Source organism: Brevibacillus sp. TJ4, from assembly GCF_044627595.2.
Lineage (GTDB): Bacteria > Bacillota > Bacilli > Brevibacillales > Brevibacillaceae > Brevibacillus.
This window is the reverse complement of the sequence record NZ_CP185865.1, coordinates 1,387,901-1,401,347: the sequence shown is the minus strand read 5'-3', so window position 1 is coordinate 1,401,347 and position 13,447 is coordinate 1,387,901. Positions and strand designations below refer to the sequence as shown.

The following is a 13,447-nucleotide window of genomic DNA, read 5'->3' as shown; positions in this document are numbered from 1 at the left end:
CTTGAACATACTGATTCAAAATGGTTACTTGCTTGCCAATTCAGCCAGTTTGATTTCAGGCTCGACTACTTGCAATTCTCCAGTTCCGCGAACAAGCTTTTTCGCGTAGGTTTTTTCCGGCTTCAGCACGGAAACGAGGTAGTCAATGGCGACTTGGGGATCAACAGTCTCCCCGCATGTGTAGCAGTCCAAAGCAGCAAATCCACGCTCTGGATAGGTGTGAATGGACAGGTGGCTTTCTGAGAGAAGAACCAAAACAGTAGCACCTTGAGGAGAAAACTGCTTTGCTTGGACGCTCAAAACTGTAGCGCCACAGGCTTCTGCAGCCTCAATCATTTCCTTCTTCAAAAATTCTGCGTCGTTCAACAAATCAAATTGAACTCCCCATGTGTCAACAGCAACGTGTCTTCCGAAAGTCGAGTATTCCATCTTTCGGTTCCCCCTTCCTAGCAAGTGTAATGTTAAACATCGCTAGGACCTGCGTCATTCACTAATGGGGGCGGTTTCTCTCTTGATTCTCCACCCTTTACAGTGAATCCTGGTTCCTAATCCTGTTTCCAACGAAAACAAACATATCATGCTTTTGCCTACTTTGACAATACCTTTTTTTATCCAAAAAAACAGTGCGACCACCAGCAACTCCCATACTGTACGGCGTCCGGGGAGTCCCGCCAAAAAAAATGGGCGCTGCCCGTAGCAGAACGCCCATTTTCACTTCATTTATACTTCCAGTTCAAACAATCTCTTCGCCAGTTCCGCCAAGCGCGTGTCGATTGCCCCCAACTGATTGGGTGCAGCCCGCATCGCCCAGTTGCGCAAATCGAGCAAGCGGTCCGTCTCCAGACGAATCTCTTCGATTTGGCGCTCCCCGCCGGTCTGCTGAAACAAGCTCTCCAGCTCGCGGGACACATACGCTGCGGTGTTTTCAAAAACAGTCGTTTCTTCGTCACCCGACAGCTCCCGGATGCTCACTACCGATCCTTGATCGTAGTGGTACACCATCGTAAAGCCATCGTAAATCCGGTGCACAATTCCTTTGCCACGAAATACTTTCATGGCTTTTCTCATCACGTTAGCCAGTTGAACATCCCGGATCAGGTAGGAACTGTCACAAGAATACAAATTGCCAGTGCGCAGGAAATTCAGTTGAATTTGCCCGCTCTTATCAGTAAATATTACTTCGCGATCACCGTTTTCGCATACTTGAACATCGACGGAAATATGTTCATTGGTGAACAAAGAGACAAATTGCTCCAGCTCTTCTTCACTCATCGTAAAATAGGCCTTGGCGTAATTGGTTGCTAAACGCTGTGCCATACTATCTCCTCAATTCTTTTGGTTTGCATGGGCCATATGTGACCATTTCCGCTTCCCAACGCTGAGGAGTTGCGCTAAGTGTCAACGAAAGAATGTTGTTGAACCTGGCCTTGCCCCGGGAATCGAGTATCGATTTGGGAATTGAAGGCGGATCACCTACTTTTCGTATTTGCAAAACAGACATCCTTGACAGTACTAATTATACATCAAGCCTAATAAAAAGTCTTGAGCAAATAGTGGATGAATATTCGCAAATAAGCGAGAAAACCAGGTTTGGCGCTAAGGAGGAGAAAAGAACTCCGTCATTCTTTCTCATACGTCAAATTTCATCCGTTTATCGCCACATGCTACGCACCGATCTGTGAACCAATCGCCTTTCGTATCGCAGCCTGTTCCTCTTCGGAGAGTGGGTAGGTGGAGACTCCGGCGGTCAGCGGTTTGGCGTAGACGCGAGAATCTTCCCGTCCGAAAATGCTGGTAATCACCACACCGTTTTTGGCATCATCCACAATCGCTATAGAAAAACTGAAATCGCTCCCCATCTCCCCGAAGGCATTGTAACGGACGACCGCGACATTGCTGCATTGCGAAGCGACGCGCTGGGTCAGGCGATTGATGTGAAACTGCTGGTCCCTTTGCATTTTTTTCACATCATCCAACTGGTCGAGAATCCGGTGCATGCCTTCTTCCAGATTGGCCCCGCTTGTCCCCGTCAACAATCGATTCATGGATTTGCGTATGCGGCCGATCCGAACATATTGAATCACGATAATGAGCAGCAAGATCAGATTGAGTGCCGCAACCGCCAACAGCAGGATCGGCCCGTTTGTGACTTGTGATAGGAACAATTCCATGAAGCGTTTCTTCCTTTCTCATGCTAAGTTACGTACGCAAAGCCTATACTATTGTACCTTCACCAAGTCTCGTGTTCAAATATTGTCTGCCAAAAACCATGGAAGAATTCTGCGCCAGACGCTCTGGCACCAAGCCACCAGCGGATGAAATCCTTGCCTTGCCACGTAAAAAAGCGACTCTCTCCTTTGCGAGAAGTCGCTTTTTTACTCCCGATCGCTTTCCGTCATATCCGTTTTGACATCCTCCAGTCACTACGCTTCCAGAAGCAGCATCTCTCTGCGAAGCTGTTTTAGCCGTTCCTTCGATCGTTTCATTTGCGGATGATCCTTTGCATGTATCGCATCATACAACGTAGCCAGCTCATAATCCAGTTCCAAACGCAAGACAGGAATGCGCGCCTCTGAATCACGCCGCTTCAATGCGGCAATGACCTGCTCCATGGTTACTTTGCACGATTTTTCATAAATCACTGTTTTCTCATCTCCTTTAATCTCCACTATTCTGACGGCCTCTCCGTAGCGAATGTAGGTCATTCGCACACTTTCGTCATCGATGCTTTTGCGAATGATCGCATGCCCTTTTGCCTGCTCGACAAAGCGATTCAGTACCGAGGCTACGCGGGAGTCATGGATCGACACCCCTGTCACCTGCAGTTTGTACGAACCGTTCAGCCGACGCATCGTCCATTCAGATAAACCGTCTGTGGTATTCACGAGGAGGTGAAACTGCTCGGGAGATTCTTTCCACGTAACACTCACCCCTGCTTCGACGAGGGCCTTCAACATCGCGTGCAAGGTGACTCGATCAAACCATACTGTCAGTTGGAAATACTCCAGCTCATTGCCCAGATTCATCCAGGCCCCTCCCATTGGCAGAATTCTCAGATAAAACCAATGCCTGTAAGGGAGTGCGTGGTATATCATATTATTCAGACTGCCGTTTTGCTATTCATTTCCCGCGTGTATTTTTTTCCTGTGTGGTATGCTATCATAGTAGAGGTTTTCCAAGCTCCCTTTACAAAGCGCACATGTTCCTATGCTGTTCATGCGCTACTGATTACTGTGTACATATGAAGAGGTGGTATTGCCATGACCGTTTTTCCCGGATTTTCTCAAGAAGATTTTGATGTGTTTGCCATAGATGGACTCGACCAGCGCATGGATGCAATCAAGACCATCATCCGCCCCAAGCTGGAGGCGTTGGGCCAGCATTTTTCACCCGTCCTTTCTGTTGCTTGCGGCAACGAAATGTTTGTTCACGTAGCCAAGCACGCTCGTCGAACCGTGAATCCTCCAGATGATACGTGGGTGGCCTGGGCTGCTGACAAGCGAGGCTACAAAAAGCACCCTCACTTTCAGGTCGGCTTGTGGGGAACCCATCTGTTCGTCTGGTTCGCCGTCATTTACGAGTCGCCTGCCAAGGGGCAAGTAAGCGAGGCACTTCGCACGCATCTCGATGACATTTTGTCATTTGTTCCAGACCATTTCCGCTGGTCCCCGGATCATATGCAGCCGGAAAGCACACCGCAGGCAGAGCTGGGGAGAGCTGGAGTGGAAAAGCTGATTGACCGGCTGGCACAAGTAAAGAAAGCAGAAATTTTGTGCGGGATCAACATTGATCGCAACGACCCGATCCTCGCAGATGGTGAGGCCCTTCTTGCCCGGCTGGAGGAAACCTTCTCCGTCCTGACCAGGCTGTATCGGTTGAGCGGCGTGGAAGCGGAATCTGTAGCGTCTTCCCGCGTGTGATAAGATATATGCAAAAGAACAGGTCCGCTTGCTTGTGGAAATGGCGGATTCCTGTTCTTTTTGTTTGTAACAGGCCGCTAGCGTCTTACTTGCCGTAACCTTTCAGCCGCTCCAGCGTGTCGTCCAGCTCCTGGAACATGCGCTCAATCAAGACCTGCACGGGCGGAACATCCTCGATCAGCCCGATCACCTGTCCTGCCCAGCCGAATCCGTTTTGCGCATCGCCTTCATAAATAAACGTGCGATTGTTTTTTCCGCTGATATACGCCTTCAACTCTTCGTATCCTGCGCCTTGCTGTTCCAGCTTCAAGATGTTGTCGGAGCCAGGTGTGCGCACTACCCGACCCGGCGCACCGAGCGTTCGCTTGATCACGGCCGTATCCTGCTCCGTCCCTTTTACGATCGCTTCCTTATAGGCAGGATGTGCATGGACACATTCCTTTGTAGCGATAAAGCGCGTGCCCATCTCGACACCCTCTGCCCCCAGAGCGAGGGCAGCGAGAATCCCTCTGCCGTCGCCGATCCCGCCACTCGCGAGCACGGGAATCCGGACGGAGTCGACGACGCGGGGAATCAGTACAAATGTGCCGACATCGTCGCGCCCCAGATGTCCGCCGCCTTCCTGCCCGACCGCCATCACCGCATCCGCTCCGATCGACTCTGCTTTTTGCGCCTGTCTGACGGACGCGACCAGCACCAGCTTTTTCACATCGGTGCCGTCGAGCCTGCGGATCAGCGGCTCCGGATTGCCGCCTGTGACCGAGATGACCGGGACGCCTTCCTCGATGGCTACGTCAAGCATCGCTTCGTAGGTGCGATTGTGCTGTCCAATGGCAAAATTGACGCCGAAAGGTTTGTTCGTCATCTGGCGCACTTTGCGAATTTCCTCGCGCAGCGCGTCTTCGGATGGCAAGGACATCGCGGTAATTTGCCCCAGTCCGCCGGCATTGGAGACAGCCGCTGCCAAATCTGCGTAGGCCAGATAGGCGAGTCCTCCCTGAACGACCGGATATTTGATTTGCAGCAATTCCGTTACTCTCGTTTTCATGCATGCCTCACCTCACTGTAGTACAAAGTTCTCGCCTGCAGCCAAAATCTCCTGTTTCCGCTGTATTCTGAATAAAAATTCACTTGCTTTCCGATCTTGTTTTGCTATACTCAATTTGTTTGTTTTTTCCCCTGTACCCATTGATTTGTAAAGCGAGGGATCGTAATGAGACAGATGAAAACACCTTTGTTCAGCGGGTTGTTGGAGCACGCCAAGAAAAACCCGATCCAGTTTCACATTCCGGGTCATAAAAAAGGCATGGGTATGCATCCGGCGTTTCGCGAATTTCTCGGCGAAAATGCTCTCTCCATCGACCTGATCAACATCGCCCCCCTCGATGACTTGCACCATCCAAAGGCAATCATCAAAGAGGCGCAAGAACTTGCTGCCGAAGCATTCGGAGCTGACCATACATTTTTTTCTGTGCAAGGTACAAGCGGTGCCATCATGGCGATGATTATGGCGACGTGCAGCCCCGGGGACAAAATCATCGTCCCGCGCAATGTGCATAAATCCATCATGTCGGCGATTATTTTTGCAGGCGCTATTCCCGTGTTCATTCATCCGGTGATGGACGAGCGTCTGGGCATTTCCCACGGCATCACGGAAAAAGCGGTGAACAACGCCCTGCAGGCACATCCCGACGCAGCGGCACTGCTGGTCATCAACCCGACCTACTTCGGCATAGCAGGTGATTTGCGCAGCATCGTGCGGCTGGCGCATCACCACGGTATTCCTGTACTGGTCGATGAGGCACATGGCGTGCATATTCACTTCCATGAAGACTTGCCGATTTCTGCGATGCAGGCTGGCGCGGATATGGCCGCGACCAGTGTGCACAAGCTGGGCGGTTCGCTGACGCAAACCTCGATTCTCAACGTCCGCGAAGGTCTGGTTGATGTGGATCGGGTGAAGACGGTGCTGAGCATGCTGACCACCACTTCTACCTCCTACATCCTGCTTGCTTCGCTCGATATGGCACGCCAGCACCTGAGCCTAAACGGCCAGCAGATGACGGAATATGCGATGCAGCTTGCGGAGAAAGCCCGCACAAAGATCAACGAAATTCCGCGCATTTATTGTGTCGGCCGGGAAATTCTCGGCCAGCCAGCGACGTTCGCGATGGACCCGACGAAGCTGTTGATCCACGTGCGTGATCTTGGCATCACCGGCTGGGAAGTGGAGAACTGGCTGCGTGACAAGTACAACATCGAAGTGGAAATGAGCGACCTGTACAACATCCTCTGTTTCGTCACGGCAGGCGATACGGAAGAAACCATTCAAACGCTGGTAAGCGCCCTGCGCGATCTGTCCATCGAGTTCGCGCACGTCCAGGCGGAAGAGAAGCCGACGATCTCCCTGCCGAGTATACCCGTTCTCTCCAGCTCTCCGCGCGACGCCTTTTACGCAGAGACAGAAACGATCCCGCTGGTAGAGGCGGCCGGTCGGGTCATTACCGAGTTTATTATGGTCTACCCTCCGGGGATTCCGATTTTCTTGCCTGGTGAAGTGATTACAGAGGAAAACATCGCGTACATCCAGGAAAACATCCGTGCCGGCTTGCCCGTGCAAGGCCCAGAAGACGAATCACTGAAAACGATCAAAGTAGTGAAGCGGCAAACAGCCATTTCCGGCTAGCAGCATCGCACCAGGCTCATACACACAAAAACGACAGCAGGCTACCAAGGATCAACGTGATCCTGGCAGCCTGCTGTTTGCGTCTTGCCTGTGCTTTATTTGTATACGCGGACGACCATGTCATCCCAGTTAGTATTTGAAAGGAATCTTTGGAAGCCTTTAGAATCATAGAGTATGTCTTCTATACTCATGTTCTGTTCAGCATTTGTCCGTGGATAGGCTACGAAGTGTACATCCTCGAAGGCATTGTTTACAACAATGTTCTTAAAGGCACCTGACTCAAATATCACTTCCACCATCGAATATTCAGTGTAATTATCAAAATCAATACCGCCATCATCGTCGCCAAAATCAATGTCGTCCTCTACGCGCGCTCTGCCAAAAGCAAGCGTGTAGACAAACGGATCGCGATCCCGCTCATCGATCCAGACTACCCGATTGCCGCCGATGCGCACCGAATCCATCTTCGCTTTGTCACTCCAGAGTCTGCTGCTGTAACGATCATTGTCCATCTCGTACAGATCGAAGTAGTAATCTCTGGCTCGGTCCGATCTGCTGTTGTCCTCGAAGATCATCATGTTGCGGGAAGCCTGCGGATTGATCTGGTCTCCCGTGTTGAGCTTGCGGAATTCACTGACGCGATCGCGTCTGATGTCGTAATAGTAGATCTTCCAGTTGCCACTCTCGGTATATTCGCTCCAGACGACGTAATTATCGCCGACAGAAGCCTGTTCTACCTGAACATTTCGGCGGATTTGCGTTCGTTTCTTGCGGTCGAAATCATACAGGTACACACTGCCTCGGTTGCGCCCTTCATTTTCCACCCACACAACGTATCTTTCATAAATGTCAATGCTGTGCGGTTCACTGCTCAAGCGAGTGATGCTGGAGCCTTGGCCAGTAGTCAAATCTGTCAGCATCAGTTCGGTACGGCCAGATGTATTGACCCACAGCAAGTATTTGCCGTCCACCTCGTACAAATCTCTCGAAGGCTTTTCCGATCTTCCGCTGATCGTGGTCATGGTGTCTCTGCGGATGTTGTACGCCACCAAACCGCTTTCGCGTCTATCGTACCAAACGGCAAAGCTGTTGCTCACCACAGGCCGCTCCGGTCTGCTGCGTTCAGGGCTGATTGTTCTGCTCGTATTGTTCTCCACATCGTACAAGACTACGCTCGTGTCGTTTCTTGTGTCCGACAGATACACGATGTACAGATCGGAGGCGTCAGGGGAGCTTGGCGTTCCGGCTCCTTCGCCGATAGAGATTTCCTCGCCTTCATCCAGATCGTACATATACAGCATCAGCTTGTCGTCACTGTCGCGTTTTGCGTACAATACATAATCGCCAAACACGCGCGGCGACATGTCATCGCGGTTGTAGACGCTGGAGCTGATTCGCGTCGTCCTGCTTTCCCCGACCTCGCCAGCCATCGCTCTCGTACCGGAAAGGAACACCACGGTATCGCGGTACAGATGCGGCTTTGATCCGGACGTCATCTTGGAAGTGCGGCCGCTGCTGATCGTATAGGAGTACAGTTCCTCGTTGGAGGTGTCCTCGTACACAAATTGGCTCTGGTACAGAGACGGATTGATTTGGTCGCCTCTGCCGAGAACAGCCGACGTTTCCTTCTTGCTGCTGATGGTGTAGAGGTAAATGTCCCAGTTGCCGTTGCGCTTGTCTTCCCACGCTATGTAGCCAGTGTGGCTCACCGTCGGATTTTTTGCTTCTCCGCTGGTGGAAACTTTGATTTCCTCTTCTCGTGAAATATCGTAGAGGTATATATCGGAACCCTTGTCGCGCTCATCGGTCCATACGACGTAATCTCCGGCGATCTCCAGGCCGGAAACGACTGTAGAGCTTGTAGACAGGCGGCTTTCTCTCTTTCTTTGCACATCGTAGAGGTAGACGTCTCCTCCTCCGTTGCGCGAATCAATCCAGACCACATAGGAACCGTCCACACGCGGACTGGTCTTGGTCGAGCGGGCATCACCGATCTTCGTCGTTGTCGCGTCGTCAACATCATACAGGGTAATCTGCTTGTCCCCCGCTGCAATCCAGACAGCGTAATCCTTGCTGATGTCAAACCCTGCTCTTGCTACCTCTGGCTGGCCTGAAGTAACTTTTTCTTCTTTTCCAATCGTGTAAGCATGTGCAGGTGTCCCGCTCCATAGTGTGGATACCAGCATAACCGCTGCCAGCCACCCCTGGATGCGTTTTCGTTTCATGTTTAGTCCTCCTTCTACCCCATGGTTCTTTTTTCTTATGTTTACATTTCATTATGCTTCATAATGAAAATCTTGTCAAAAAAAAGAGACGCTCTTTTTCAAAGCGTCCCATTCTTTCCATTAATTTGTATGCTGTTCGTCGTCTTTGCATGTGTCGCAATGACACACAGCGTAAAGCGTTTTCACCTGATTCGATTCAAAATGCTCAATGATCGTACCGCACGTTTGGCACACGATTGTCCCCATTTGTGCTTCCCTCCGTATCAACCTGCAATTCAATGTGATGTTATATTTATAATAATATGTCACATTACTAGCGGTCAATACTGTTTTTTCGCACATTTGCTTCCAATTAGTATGTCACATTAATGATTCTTCTTCGCCGTCATCCACCCTTCGATCCTCTGCATCACTTCGTTCTTTTCAGGTTCGTTCAACAATTCATGCCGCAAGCCGGGAAACAGATGGAACGTGCAATGCGGCAGCCCTGTTGCAAACCGCTCCACCGCCGCGGACTCGATCAAACTGTCGTCTCCCGCTTGCAGCACCAAAAGGGGGATGTCCAGCTTTTTCCGTTGTTTCCACGCTTCGTCCATCGCCCGATGCAATTCCTGGAACCAGCGCACACTTACTTTGGGGACATTGTAGGGGTCGCTGACGTACGCCCTTTGCACCTCTGGGTCCCGCGATACCATCTCGGGCGTGATTCCATTTGCCATGGACAAGGTCGGCCAGATTGTGTCCAAAAGCCGGGCCAGTTGCGTTTTCCAAGCAGGGACCTGCAGTTTTAGCTGCAAGCAGGGTGAACTGAGAATCATCCCGGCAAGCTCGCCTCGACGCTCGTACGCTGTGATGAAACGGACAGCGACCAACCCGCCCAGACTATGTCCCAACAAAAAAACAGGCCTTCTTTCAGCAGCATCCTCCAACGCCTCCTCGACCCATGCCCGAACGGTATCGGTATACTGGGCAAACGAATCGATATGCCCCTTTCTCCCACTCGTCCGTCCCCAGCCGGGCAAATCACCCGTATAGACATCCCAGCCGCATCGATTGAGATACTCGCCTACATGCTGATAGCGGCCGTAGTGTTCTCCCGTGCCGTGAACGAGCACGACGATCCCTTGTGAGTCGTCGTCAGTGACAAGCCATTTGTGCTTGATGTACACGCGTTCCTCCCTCCTGACGCAAAACGAGAAAACGAGCAGAAGAAATCTCCTGCTCGTGGCCTAGTACTGATTTTCTTCAAACGAGATAGTCGGCAAATACTCTTGAAAAAACGCTGAGAGTGCTTCGGCTTCACGTTCTGAACGGAGCCGGAACACTTGCTGCAGATAGCGGGGGTTCACAGCGTCCTCCGAACAAAGGAGTGTAGACTGCCCGGTTTGCATACAGATGACCAGAGGCTTTCCATAAAACTTGTGGGAGTACACGATCCCGAAGTCGTGGCGACTTTCATCAGACGCAAAGCCGAGAAAACGAACCTTGGCGTTTTCCGACTCGTCGTACAGGTGGTCGAAATGCTCCATAGCAATCCCTCCTTGTTTGAAGTTTTCATTCTTAGTATAACCAACGGCATATGCCGATAGCTACCGCGCGTTCAAAAAAGCTCAACTGATCAGATGCTTCGGATTCACAACCCGGTCTTCGCCTTCGTGGATCCAGCGAACCTTCTCCTCCCCGTGCAGCGACTCTGCAACAAAGGACAAACATTCATAAAAGAGATCGACTACTGCTGTGCTATACCGCTCTTCCATCTTGGACAACGCGTACGTAAGCCGGAAAATCGATGGAATGTTGCGTCGGCTTTGTTCGATTACCCGCTTGCCCTTTTCCGTGGGATAGACGTGAACGACTCGACCGTCGAGTTCTGACTTTTCAATCGCAACCATGTCTTTATCCATCAACTTTTTAATATGGATCACAATCGACGATGGATGCCAAAAGGTCCAATCTGCAATCTGCGTGACACGTACGCCTTCGTAGCAGTAAATAATCCACAAAATATTGAGCTGAACTGAGGAATCCAGCTCCGCTTCCTTGGCTGCCTTTTCCCAGTCTTCCTTGTTTACCACATCGATAGCGCGCATCGTATTTAATGCTTCAAAAACATTACGGATTGAGACCTCCTGCATGGCAATTCCTCCACAGATTCTTTATCATTCCACTATCACGTGGTAAATAGTATTTATATTTTACACTTTTCAGAATAAACACGCAATTGCTTTGGCGACAAATTGGCACATTGCCAAAGAGTGGAAGCAGTGCTACACTAAATTCAATGTTTCCGGTACGAGGAGTGATGGCAATCGTGAACCTGCAATCCGCTTATATTTATTTCGTAGAGGGCTCGACAGCCACGCAAGCAGACATTGAAGATGTCAAAGCCAAATTTCACCGCTACATCGAGATGACCAGAAAGACCGGGGAGCAGCTTGGCTGGTCATATGCGGATACCGCTTTTCCTTACATGCTGGAGGAGCGCCCGGAAGGCCAAGGCAGATGGTTCCTGCTGCGCGGAAAAGACCCCAGTGTCTACAAAGTGATCGTCGTCGCTGTAGGCTCCAAAGAAGTTGACGGAAAAGTGCAACACTACATCCAAGTCTCTCTCCCCGACTCGTCAACGAACGGCGACAAAGGAAAAGCAAATGAATTTTGCCGCTACCTGGCCCGGGATTACAAAGGTGAGCTTCACTTGTTCAACAAACGGGTCCAGTATTTTCAGCCGCGCAAACCGTAAATCTCCCCATAGCCGCAAACTAGGAACAGCCGACTCGTTAGGCTGTTTTGCTATTTTCCCCGTTCCTGTTCCCCTTCTCGCCGCTCCAGCCATATCCTGTTCACGTAGCCGATAATACTATCGATATGCGTGAGGTGAGCGGATGAGTACCCGACAACAAGCGTTTATCGAACAAATCGCGGGCCCTGCCCGACAATCCTCCCTGCAATCCGGAATTTTTCCTTCCGTTACGATTGCCCAGGCGATTCTCGAAACCGGATGGGGGGAAAACGTGCCTGTCGACCAAGCCACCGGCCGCTATTCCTACAATCTGTTCGGGATTAAAGGAAGCGGGCCGGCTGGTTCGGTAACCATCGTCAGCAAGGAAGTGGAGAACGGGCGAACTGTCGATCGGACTTCGCAATTTAAAGCGTATTCCAGCTTCCAGCAGTCGTTTGACGACCACGCCCAATTTTTGCTCCAGCCCAATTACCGGCAAGTCGTCACGGCGAATACCCCGGAAGCGGCCGCCCAGGCACTGCAAAGCGCAGGATATGCGACCGATCCGCAGTACGCAGAAAAACTCTCCCGCCTGATCAACGCGTACAATCTCAAGCAGTACGACAATGTGACAGCACCGATCCCGCCGTGGAAAACGGAATTGGGCAAGCGAGCATTGGCTGAGGGATTGATTACGTCTCCCGAGTGGCTAGGCAAGCTGGATGAGCCGATGCCTGTGTGGGCGGTGCTGGCAGTAGCCCTGCGCCTGCTCGACAAACAGCGCGGCAAATCGTAGATCGTACACGCAAACCGTTCAGTCCACTCCACGCTGCAAAATGCTGTTTATATCGCGTACCAGTTGCGGGCAGCCATTCGCAAACAAATGTCCGCCTTCATCCTGCACGCGAAGCGTGGCGAACGGCAACTGCTTTTCATAGTGCCGCACGTGTGTGAGGGGAACGATCTCGTCATCACGGTTATGGTACAAGTACAGATGTGCGATCTTGCGGGCTTGGATGGCGAAGTGGTCAGGCAAAACGAATTCTTCTCGCTGCCACTCTTCATCAATACCCCAGTACGGCATGCCCAAGAGAAACATCCCGATTACACGGTCGATATTCCCTGCATCCGCGATATGTTGGAAAAGCGTGGTTCCGCCCAGAGAGTGACCAATCAGGATGACTTCTCCCTGCAGATTCTTCAGTTCAGATTGAATCTTTTTCCCCCACTCTGCACTGCTCGGATTTTCCGGTTCCGGCATGCGCGGGCAAATACACTCGTACTGCGAACCGAACGCTGCCTGCAAGCTGGCTGCCAGGCCGCTGCTTCCTTGATCCCCTTCTTGCGGTCCCGCACTATGGATGAATACGATGCTCGTTTTCATTCGTGTCTCCCCCTTTGCCATTCATCTTAGCAAGACCTGTCAGGAAAGGTTTCTTTTCAATTGCGAATAAACAAAAAAGGCTCTTTCCAATGAAAGAGCCTTTTCCATGAGCATACAGTTGATCAAATCATTTGAGATCTCGACAGCGAGTAGAACCTTCCATTCACCATGCGGATTCCTAAATCGACGCAGCAGGACATTCCTTGCGTCACTCCGTACAAGACCCACTCCGACGAACGGTGATTGATGTCAAAATCGGTGTACAGGTCACTGCCGTCGTTGCGTATCTCTTGGCGTTCCGTCAGATCGTAAAGGCGCAGGACGAAAGGCAATTCGGCGAACGGAATGGCAAACTTCCTCTCCACTTCCTCTTCGAATTCTTTCGTCATTTCCCACTTTGCCAGGATGGACTGTTCATCCTTCCAGGCAATGTGTATACTCGGGCCTTCTGTGTCTGTGGATGATCGCGCGGGATTTGTCTCCATTTGCTCCCATCGTTCCTTTCCCTTTGTA

The 13,447-nt window shown here is 51.1% G+C and carries 16 protein-coding genes; 4 read left to right on the top strand and 12 right to left on the bottom strand.

The features are described from left to right. Positions 1-24 precede the first annotated feature (24 nt). From speD to ACAF76_RS06685, 4 genes are all read right to left on the bottom strand, one after another. Positions 25-429 carry an adenosylmethionine decarboxylase gene (gene speD, locus ACAF76_RS06700; protein ID WP_400163152.1) on the bottom strand — a complete coding sequence of 135 codons (405 nt, stop codon included), beginning with the start codon at positions 427-429 and terminating at the stop codon, positions 25-27. A 291-nt stretch (positions 430-720) separates the two neighbouring features. Beyond that, positions 721-1,317 carry a hypothetical protein gene (locus tag ACAF76_RS06695; protein ID WP_400163151.1) on the bottom strand — a complete coding sequence of 199 codons (597 nt, stop codon included), beginning with the start codon at positions 1,315-1,317 and terminating at the stop codon, positions 721-723. 347 nt (positions 1,318-1,664) lie between these two features. Further along, entirely contained in the window at positions 1,665-2,171 is a 507-nt protein-coding gene (locus ACAF76_RS06690; protein WP_400163150.1) for a DUF4446 family protein, read from the bottom strand. Positions 2,172-2,423: 252 nt separating this feature from the next. After that, a complete protein-coding gene (locus ACAF76_RS06685) occupies positions 2,424-3,026 on the bottom strand; it encodes a DUF2118 domain-containing protein (RefSeq protein WP_400163149.1) in 603 nt (200 codons plus the stop codon). A 234-nt stretch (positions 3,027-3,260) separates the two neighbouring features. On the opposite strand from ACAF76_RS06685, the gene ACAF76_RS06680 reads away from it, so the two are divergent. Then, positions 3,261-3,920 carry a YktB family protein gene (locus ACAF76_RS06680; protein ID WP_400163148.1) on the top strand — a complete coding sequence of 220 codons (660 nt, stop codon included), beginning with the start codon at positions 3,261-3,263 and terminating at the stop codon, positions 3,918-3,920. A gap of 85 nt (positions 3,921-4,005) precedes the next feature. On the opposite strand, the gene ACAF76_RS06675 is transcribed toward ACAF76_RS06680, so the two are convergent. Beyond that, positions 4,006-4,968: an NAD(P)H-dependent flavin oxidoreductase gene (locus ACAF76_RS06675; RefSeq protein WP_400163147.1), complete on the bottom strand. Its 963-nt coding sequence runs from the start codon at positions 4,966-4,968 to the stop codon at positions 4,006-4,008. Positions 4,969-5,133: 165 nt separating this feature from the next. Here ACAF76_RS06675 and ACAF76_RS06670 point away from each other — a divergent pair, with 165 nt between their 5' ends. Continuing rightward, positions 5,134-6,606: an aminotransferase class I/II-fold pyridoxal phosphate-dependent enzyme gene (locus ACAF76_RS06670; protein ID WP_400163146.1), complete on the top strand. Its 1,473-nt coding sequence runs from the start codon at positions 5,134-5,136 to the stop codon at positions 6,604-6,606. Positions 6,607-6,701: 95 nt separating this feature from the next. On the opposite strand, the gene ACAF76_RS06665 is transcribed toward ACAF76_RS06670, so the two are convergent. The 5 genes from ACAF76_RS06665 to ACAF76_RS06645 all read right to left on the bottom strand — a co-directional run bounded on the left by ACAF76_RS06665 (position 6,702) and on the right by ACAF76_RS06645 (position 10,966). Beyond that, positions 6,702-8,831, bottom strand: a complete 2,130-nt coding sequence (locus tag ACAF76_RS06665) for a hypothetical protein (protein ID WP_400163145.1) — start codon at positions 8,829-8,831, stop codon at positions 6,702-6,704. Positions 8,832-8,951: 120 nt separating this feature from the next. After that, positions 8,952-9,077, bottom strand: a complete 126-nt coding sequence (locus ACAF76_RS06660) for a GapA-binding peptide SR1P (protein ID WP_400163144.1) — start codon at positions 9,075-9,077, stop codon at positions 8,952-8,954. 119 nt (positions 9,078-9,196) lie between these two features. After that, entirely contained in the window at positions 9,197-10,000 is an 804-nt protein-coding gene (locus ACAF76_RS06655; protein WP_400163143.1) for a lysophospholipase, read from the bottom strand. A gap of 60 nt (positions 10,001-10,060) precedes the next feature. Next, positions 10,061-10,360, bottom strand: a complete 300-nt coding sequence (locus tag ACAF76_RS06650; protein ID WP_400163142.1) for a DUF3055 domain-containing protein — start codon at positions 10,358-10,360, stop codon at positions 10,061-10,063. An 81-nt stretch (positions 10,361-10,441) separates the two neighbouring features. Next, entirely contained in the window at positions 10,442-10,966 is a 525-nt protein-coding gene (locus ACAF76_RS06645; protein ID WP_400163141.1) for a MarR family winged helix-turn-helix transcriptional regulator, read from the bottom strand. A 176-nt stretch (positions 10,967-11,142) separates the two neighbouring features. On the opposite strand from ACAF76_RS06645, the gene ACAF76_RS06640 reads away from it, so the two are divergent. Together ACAF76_RS06640 and ACAF76_RS06635 are read left to right on the top strand one after the other, a co-directional pair. Beyond that, positions 11,143-11,571 (top strand): DUF1885 family protein, encoded by a 429-nt coding sequence (locus tag ACAF76_RS06640; protein WP_400163429.1) that lies wholly within the window; start codon positions 11,143-11,145, stop codon positions 11,569-11,571. Positions 11,572-11,713: 142 nt separating this feature from the next. Next, positions 11,714-12,346: a glycoside hydrolase family 73 protein gene (locus ACAF76_RS06635; protein ID WP_400163140.1), complete on the top strand. Its 633-nt coding sequence runs from the start codon at positions 11,714-11,716 to the stop codon at positions 12,344-12,346. A gap of 18 nt (positions 12,347-12,364) precedes the next feature. Here ACAF76_RS06635 and ACAF76_RS06630 read toward each other — a convergent pair whose 3' ends face one another. Both ACAF76_RS06630 and ACAF76_RS06625 read right to left on the bottom strand, forming a co-directional pair. Next, a complete protein-coding gene (locus ACAF76_RS06630) occupies positions 12,365-12,934 on the bottom strand; it encodes an alpha/beta hydrolase (protein WP_400163139.1) in 570 nt (189 codons plus the stop codon). 122 nt (positions 12,935-13,056) lie between these two features. Next, on the bottom strand, positions 13,057-13,419 hold the full coding sequence (locus tag ACAF76_RS06625) for a DUF4912 domain-containing protein (protein WP_400163138.1): 363 nt from the start codon (positions 13,417-13,419) through the stop codon (positions 13,057-13,059). Positions 13,420-13,447: the final 28 nt, after the last annotated feature.

Bases quoted from the DNA above. Each gene is read 5' to 3' on its own strand.
- speD (WP_400163152.1), bottom strand. From the start codon at position 429: ATGGAATACTCGACTTTCGGAAGACACGTTGCTGTTGACACATGGGGA.
- ACAF76_RS06695 (WP_400163151.1), bottom strand. From the start codon at position 1,317: ATGGCACAGCGTTTAGCAACCAATTACGCCAAGGCCTATTTTACGATG.
- ACAF76_RS06690 (WP_400163150.1), bottom strand. From the start codon at position 2,171: ATGGAATTGTTCCTATCACAAGTCACAAACGGGCCGATCCTGCTGTTG.
- ACAF76_RS06685 (WP_400163149.1), bottom strand. From the start codon at position 3,026: ATGAATCTGGGCAATGAGCTGGAGTATTTCCAACTGACAGTATGGTTT.
- ACAF76_RS06680 (WP_400163148.1), top strand. From the start codon at position 3,261: ATGACCGTTTTTCCCGGATTTTCTCAAGAAGATTTTGATGTGTTTGCC.
- ACAF76_RS06675 (WP_400163147.1), bottom strand. From the start codon at position 4,968: ATGAAAACGAGAGTAACGGAATTGCTGCAAATCAAATATCCGGTCGTT.
- ACAF76_RS06670 (WP_400163146.1), top strand. From the start codon at position 5,134: ATGAGACAGATGAAAACACCTTTGTTCAGCGGGTTGTTGGAGCACGCC.
- ACAF76_RS06665 (WP_400163145.1), bottom strand. From the start codon at position 8,831: ATGAAACGAAAACGCATCCAGGGGTGGCTGGCAGCGGTTATGCTGGTA.
- ACAF76_RS06660 (WP_400163144.1), bottom strand. From the start codon at position 9,077: ATGGGGACAATCGTGTGCCAAACGTGCGGTACGATCATTGAGCATTTT.
- ACAF76_RS06650 (WP_400163142.1), bottom strand. From the start codon at position 10,360: ATGGAGCATTTCGACCACCTGTACGACGAGTCGGAAAACGCCAAGGTT.
- ACAF76_RS06645 (WP_400163141.1), bottom strand. From the start codon at position 10,966: ATGCAGGAGGTCTCAATCCGTAATGTTTTTGAAGCATTAAATACGATG.
- ACAF76_RS06635 (WP_400163140.1), top strand. From the start codon at position 11,714: ATGAGTACCCGACAACAAGCGTTTATCGAACAAATCGCGGGCCCTGCC.
- ACAF76_RS06630 (WP_400163139.1), bottom strand. From the start codon at position 12,934: ATGAAAACGAGCATCGTATTCATCCATAGTGCGGGACCGCAAGAAGGG.
- ACAF76_RS06625 (WP_400163138.1), bottom strand. From the start codon at position 13,419: ATGGAGACAAATCCCGCGCGATCATCCACAGACACAGAAGGCCCGAGT.